Raw genomic sequence first — 5,592 nt, 5'->3', positions numbered from 1 at the left:
TGTTTTTAATTAATATTTTAAATTAAACCTCTTATTTAAGGTTTCTATGCTAATTACCATTGTAGTTGTAAAGTCACAAAAATAACTTTTGGAAAATGTCCATATTATAAAACTATAATAGTGTTATTTTAAACTTTAAGGCTATACTATGCTGTTGCATATTATGATATTGAAAATATCCTGTAACGATGAAATTGAGCAAGTTTAAAAGAGAGCAGCCGCTTCTTTTACGTTACAATAAAATTTGGAGGTTTATTGTATGATATTAGATACAAAAACACTAGCAATAGACATTGGAGCGCCGCTTGCTGCACATAAAGAGGTATATAGGGAACTTTTCCACCGCTAAAAAATTCATTTTAAAATTAGATGCAAAAGAATATTTATTTGAGTTATTAAAATGACTGAATGAGAGAATAGGCGCTTTTAAAAGATCTGGAGTTCAAATTCATGAACGACAATATCAAGGGTAAAAAAATAAGCCACAGTCTTAATTGACTGATGACTTTTTTATTTTAGACAATAATGGGTTATACTTAATAACGTAAAGTCATAAAAAAAGAACCTCTGGAAAAGGTTCTTATGTTGAACAATTAGTGAACAAACAAATCTAAAAATGCTGTCATATCAACACTTTGAAGTTCTATTGTATGCCGCTGGCAGGAGTCGAACCTGTACATGGATAACCATACAGCGACCTGAACGCTGCGCGTCTGCCAATTCCGCCACAGCGGCTTTACAAATATTAATTTTAACAAACTTTACTCAAAAAGTAACTAGGAAAATAAAAATTATGCAAAAACTTTCAAAAAAAATTTTAAATCAAGTAATTGTTCCACGTCCGCAACAGTCTTATAAAGGAACCTTCGGCAAGGTTTTATTAATAGCTGGCAGCCAAAATTTTGGAGGAGCCGCAATTATGGCAACTACTGCTGCTGTATATTCCGGAGCAGGTTTAGTAAGCGTTGCAACTGATATCATGAATTTTACGAGCTTGCATTCGCGATTACCAGAAGCAATGGTTGTTGATTTACACGATATTAACCCAATATTGTCACTATTAAAAACTGTTAACGTCGTTGCCATTGGTCCTGGTTTAGAATTAACGGATGAGATGTCCCACTTAATTTGGCTAGTCCTCCAACAAGTAAGCACACAACAATCTTTAATCATTGATGCTTCAGCGTTGACACTAATTTCACAAAAGCAAATAAATCTGAAGAATTGTTCTGCCCAAATTATTTTAACTCCTCATCAGGTTGAATGGCAGCGATTGAGCGGTTTAGCACTATCAGAACAAACCATATTAAATAATCACCAATGCCTAAGAAGGTTAGCACCGTCAAATGCGGCGTTAATTTTAAAGGGATCCCCTTCACATATTTATTTTAATGATACTGAAGAAGTTTTTGAAAACACTTTGGGTACACCAGCAATGGCTACTGGCGGGATGGGTGATACATTAACTGGTATTTTAGCTGGATTTTTGGCGCAATTTGCGCAAAAGTCTCAGGCTATTTTGGCGGCTGCTTTTTTGCATAGTTATATTGCTGAACAGCTAGCAGCTACTAATTATGTAGTTTTACCATCTATGTTGGTACAACAGATTCCTCAAACCATGAATTTATTTGCGCATTCCAATTGTGCAGAATAATAAACTAGATTTGTGAAACTCTATTGCATTCTAAATTAGAATCATTATAATGTAGTTAGAAGTTAAGAAGGAGGAATTTAGTTTATGAAAGTTATTGTAGTTGGTTCATCGCATGGTGGCTTTGAGGCAGTTCAAGAATTATTGCAAGATTATCCCCAAGCAGAGATTCAATGGTATGAAAAGGGCGACTTTATTTCTTTTCTTTCTTGTGGAATGCAGCTTTATCTTGAAGGTATTGTCAAGGATGTAAACAGTGTTCGTTATGCTACTAAGTCCAAAATGGAGCAGCAAGGGGTTCATGTTTTTGTTCAGCAAGAAGTTACAGCAATTAAGCCGCAAGATCATCAAGTAGATATTCATAATTTGGTAGATGACACTACAAGAACAGAAGCTTATGATAAACTTATTATTAGTCCGGGAGCAATTCCAGCACAATTGCCTGTACCTGGTAAAGATTTAGATAATATTTATTTCATGCGTGGCCGTGATTGGGCTATAAAATTAAAACGTGCAAGTGTTGAACCAGATATTAAAAATGTTGTAGTTATTGGTTCTGGTTATATTGGAATTGAAGCTGCAGAAGTATTTGCTAAGGCTGGTAAAAATGTAACAATTATAGATATCTTACCGCGGATTTTAGGTACTTATTTAGATAAAGAATTTACTGATATTTTAGAGCATGACTTAAAGCAACGAAAGATTACGCTGGCTTTAGGTCAAAATGTTCAAAAGTTTGTAGGCCAAAATCAAAAAGTACAACAGGTAATTACCGATCAAGGCAGTTATGATGCTGATTTAGTCATTGAAGCTGCAGGAATTAAGCCTAATACAGAGTGGTTAGCTGATGTTTTGGAATTAAATCCTGATAAAACAATTAAAACTGACGCCTATCAGCGTACCAGCCAACCTGATATTTTTGCGGTGGGGGATGCTACCTGGGTTACTTTTGCACCAACAGGCAAACCTGCCAAAATCGCGTTGGCTACAAATAGTCGACGTCAAGGTCGTTATGCAGTTAAAAACTTAGAAAAGGCCCAATATCCAACTCCTGGCGTTTCGGGTTCTTCAGCCTTATCAGTTTTTGACTATCATTTTGCTTCCACAGGTATTAAAGATGCTACAGCCAAGAATTATCAAACAGAAGTAGCATCAATATATTTGGAAGATAATTATCGTCCAGCATTTGTGCCACAAACACACAATGCCAAAGTCCAGTTTAAGTTAACTTATTCACCAAAAGATGGTCGAGTATTAGGCGCTCAAATTATGTCAACAGTAGATGTGACAGCTAATATTAATGCCATTTCTTTAGCAATACAGCAACATTTAACTGTAGCAGATTTAGCTTATACTGATTTCTTCTTCCAGCCAGGTTATGATCGCCCTTGGAATATAATTAATGTAGCAGCACAAAAGGCTCAACGCCAATTAAATAATTAAAATAAAAAAGTGAGTACAGATAATTTTCTGACTCACTTTTATTTTTTAATAATTGGCGCTTTTAAGGTGGCCATTATGCACTTCAGCAATACTATCAGCCAGAATAAAAGCTTCTGGATCTAAGGCAAAAACTATGTCTAAAATATTTCCATAATTTTGGGTGTCTGTTACCAACATTAACATTTCTTTAGGTTGATTAGAATGCCCACCACGGACTTCAAAGACGGTGCTGCCAGCTTTCAGATTTTCAGCCAATTGACTTTTAATAGGTTCTAAATGCTTCTCACTCATGATATAGACAACTAACTTTTTGTCTATCCCAGTTTGGACATAGTTTAAAACAATAGTAGAAATACCGACGGAAAGAATTGCTAAAAAGAATTGCTCCCAACCAGAGACAAGAATATTTCCTAAACAGACAATGCCATCAATCACAAACAGACTGTCTGCATTGCGAATGCGAAAATATTTATTTAAAATCATTGGGGGAACTGTTGTTCCACCCGCTGAAGAGCCAAAGCGATAAATAATTGAAAGTCCCAAACCAAATAAAATACTACCGATAACATCAGATAATAATGGATCTTTAATGACCATAATATTCGGTGTAATAGCTAAGAAAATGGGTAACACTAAGCTGCCAAAAGTGATTCTGGCAGCTTTAACTTTGTCCAAAAAAATAATCGTCAGAATCCACATTACTAAATTAAAGGCTAATAATGTCCAAGATAATTGGATATTGAACAACTCTTTAACTAAAATGGCTAAACCAGTGGCACCACCCGCAGCAATTTTATGGGGTTCAAAAAACATTGAAACACTTAATGCGATAAGTTCTAGACCGGCTAAAATACTGAATAAACGGGTAATCTTTTTCATGTATAGGTTTTGTCTTATTTTTATCATAAGTATATTATGACAAATTTTTTAAAAAAAATCAGCAATTATGCCTATTTTTGTGTATAATAGAATATGAATTGCGGATGTAGTTTAGTGGCAAAACTTCAGCTTCCCAAGCTGACGTCGCGAGTTCGATTCTCGTCATCCGCTTTTTTTGCTGTCTTGAGGGTGTTTTATAGTGCTTGGTCTAAAAGACCTTAAACGAGCAACAAATATTTTCAAACTTTTTTGATAATTCTTTACTCTTATTAACTTGATCCTTGTTCTATTGAATAGTGTTATTCTTGAAGAGATAATTTTATATGTTGATCATATATTATGGTGATGCAAGTGTTGCAAAAATAATTAAATGTTGTTAAAATTATTCTGCAAAGAAATAAGTGTCGTAAAATTTAGCCAGTGAAATCAGAATAGTGGAAACTGATTTATTGTCGACACAGTCGCATCTTTGTTAAAGTTTAATATTATTGTAGAGTGGATTACTTATAATCAACTAGAGTGGTACCGCGGGCTGGCTCGTCTCTTTCATTAATCTGGAAGAGACTTTTTTATTAAAATTAATAAAAAGGAGAAGTATTTTGATAATTACACAGACAAAACAATTAATTCAACAAGTTCTTGAACAGGGACTAAAAGAAATAGGGGTTGAAAATTTCAATGAGGACCAAATCGGTAAATTACTAGAGGTTCCCAAAAACAGCCAATTAGGAGATGTTGCTTTTCCAACATTCCAATTGGCTAAACAACTACATCAAGCGCCGGTGCAAATTGCACAAGAATTAGTTAATAAGCTAGATACAACGTCTTTTGCTCAAATTAAGGCTCAAGGCCCATATGTTAACTTTTTCTTAAAGAGAGAAACATTAGCTGCTGCGACCTTAAAGAAGGTTTTGACGGCTGGTTCTGATTTTGGAGAAAGCGATTTAGGTCACCAAGCCCCTGTTGTTATTGATATGTCATCACCTAATATTGCTAAGCCTATGTCTATGGGGCATTTACGTTCCACTGTAATTGGCAACTCAATTGCCTTAATTTTGGCTAAATTAGATTATCAGCCTGTAAAAATTAATCATCTAGGAGACTGGGGAACACAATTTGGTAAATTGATGGTTGCCTACAAAAAATGGGGCTCTGAAGATGAAGTTAAAAGGGATGCAATTACCAATTTACAAAAATATTATGTTAAGTTTCATCAATTAGATAAAGAACAACCTGAATTAGATGATGAAGCACGTGAATGGTTTAAAAAACTAGAAAATGGCGATGCTGAAGCCACACATCTGTGGAAATGGTTTCGTTCTGAATCCTTAAAGGTTTTTAAAAAGATTTATGATGAATTAGGAATCAGTTTTGATTCTTATAATGGTGAAGCTTTTTATAATGACAAAATGACTGAAGTAGTTGATTTGTTGGAACAAAAGGGGCTTCTCCAAGAAAGTCAAGGTGCCCAAATTGTCGATTTAGGACCAGATTTGCCGCCAGCTTTAATTAAAAAATCCGATGGAGCAACCTTGTATATTACGCGGGACTTGGCTGCTGCTTTGTATCGGCAGCGGACTTATCATTTTAAAAAAGCCCTTTATGTTGTTGGTAGTGAA

General features: G+C 34.9%; 4 protein-coding genes and 2 tRNA genes. 4 read left to right on the top strand and 2 right to left on the bottom strand.

Annotation, left to right across the window (positions count from 1 at the left end; genetic code table 11):
* Nucleotides 1–651 precede the first annotated feature (651 nt).
* Nucleotides 652–735, bottom strand: a tRNA-Leu gene (locus EQ827_RS07610).
* Nucleotides 736–793: 58 nt separating this feature from the next.
* Between EQ827_RS07610 and EQ827_RS07605 the strand changes: the two genes are divergently transcribed.
* Together EQ827_RS07605 and EQ827_RS07600 are read left to right on the top strand one after the other, a co-directional pair.
* On the top strand, nt 794–1,654 hold the full coding sequence (locus tag EQ827_RS07605; RefSeq protein ID WP_181190400.1) for an NAD(P)H-hydrate dehydratase: 861 nt from the start codon (nt 794–796) through the stop codon (nt 1,652–1,654).
* An 84-nt stretch (nt 1,655–1,738) separates the two neighbouring features.
* Nucleotides 1,739–3,094 (top strand): FAD-dependent oxidoreductase, encoded by a 1,356-nt coding sequence (locus tag EQ827_RS07600; RefSeq protein WP_181190399.1) that lies wholly within the window; start codon nt 1,739–1,741, stop codon nt 3,092–3,094.
* Between the two features lie 45 nt (nt 3,095–3,139).
* Here the strand turns inward: EQ827_RS07600 and EQ827_RS07595 are convergent, their stop codons facing one another.
* Nucleotides 3,140–3,973 (bottom strand): YitT family protein, encoded by an 834-nt coding sequence (locus tag EQ827_RS07595; RefSeq protein ID WP_181190398.1) that lies wholly within the window; start codon nt 3,971–3,973, stop codon nt 3,140–3,142.
* A gap of 100 nt (nt 3,974–4,073) precedes the next feature.
* On the opposite strand from EQ827_RS07595, the gene EQ827_RS07590 reads away from it, so the two are divergent.
* Together EQ827_RS07590 and argS are read left to right on the top strand one after the other, a co-directional pair.
* Nucleotides 4,074–4,144: transfer RNA gene (locus tag EQ827_RS07590), tRNA-Gly, on the top strand.
* A 434-nt stretch (nt 4,145–4,578) separates the two neighbouring features.
* A partial coding sequence (gene argS, locus EQ827_RS07585) for an arginine--tRNA ligase (protein ID WP_373563517.1) occupies nt 4,579–5,592 on the top strand: 1,014 nt, incomplete at its 3' end.

This window comes from Bombilactobacillus bombi, assembly GCF_013607485.1.
In the GTDB taxonomy this organism is placed as follows: domain Bacteria; phylum Bacillota; class Bacilli; order Lactobacillales; family Lactobacillaceae; genus Bombilactobacillus; species Bombilactobacillus bombi_A.
This window is presented reverse-complemented; position numbering and strand designations above follow the sequence as displayed.